This window comes from Salinivibrio socompensis S35 (assembly GCF_000513715.1).
Classification (GTDB): domain Bacteria; phylum Pseudomonadota; class Gammaproteobacteria; order Enterobacterales; family Vibrionaceae; genus Salinivibrio; species Salinivibrio socompensis.
Genome location: NZ_AQOD01000270.1, coordinates 1 through 622, shown reverse-complemented (window position 1 = coordinate 622; position 622 = coordinate 1). Strand labels below are relative to the sequence as shown.

At 53.6% G+C, this 622-nt stretch carries 1 protein-coding gene; it reads left to right on the top strand.

Features of this window, described 5'->3' with window-relative positions:
* Positions 1-200 (top strand): hypothetical protein (locus DZ54_RS25675; protein WP_205619438.1); only part of this gene is annotated, 200 nt, incomplete at its 5' end.
* Positions 201-622: the final 422 nt, after the last annotated feature.

Below are 622 nucleotides of genomic sequence, written 5' to 3'. Positions count from 1 at the left end.
AAACTGCGCCTCGCGTAGCCTTAGGCGGCTCTCGCCCGTATCTGGCGCGGTTTGCCACGACCGAACGCAATACACCGCTGCATTCCGCCATGCGCTGCGCATACCGCTCAAACTCCAAACGCCCGCGTAAATCTGGCCAACATCGTCAGATTGGCAGCGGTGCGCATCCCAAGGCTTGTCATGCGTATTATAATCGGTAAGATAGAGTAGGTGATTTTGGCGGGAATCGTTTATACTTTTCGCCATAAGAAAACCCCAGATTTTGTTGGACTCGACACTCAACATTCTGGGTTTTTCTTTCTACATGTCCAAAACGCCCCTAAACCCGCGCCACCACTGGCCTGAGCGCCTATTTTGAGTCCCAGATTTATCCCTTAAGTATAAATACAAGGAAAAACACCCCTGCCAGCGTCGATTTTTGAGCTCAAAATCACGCAAAAAAGCGCGGTCTAATTACGGGGTTTGCGCCACTCCGTTCTACAAACCCCCAACCCTACACTTTTTAGTAGTTCGCTCCTGGCAGCAGTCAAGGCCAATCGACGGCCAGCTTCGCGGTTCGCTCGGCGAGCCYTTTGACCCTGCCGCCCACCTCCAACCGCGATCGCAGACCCCTCGGACGCAG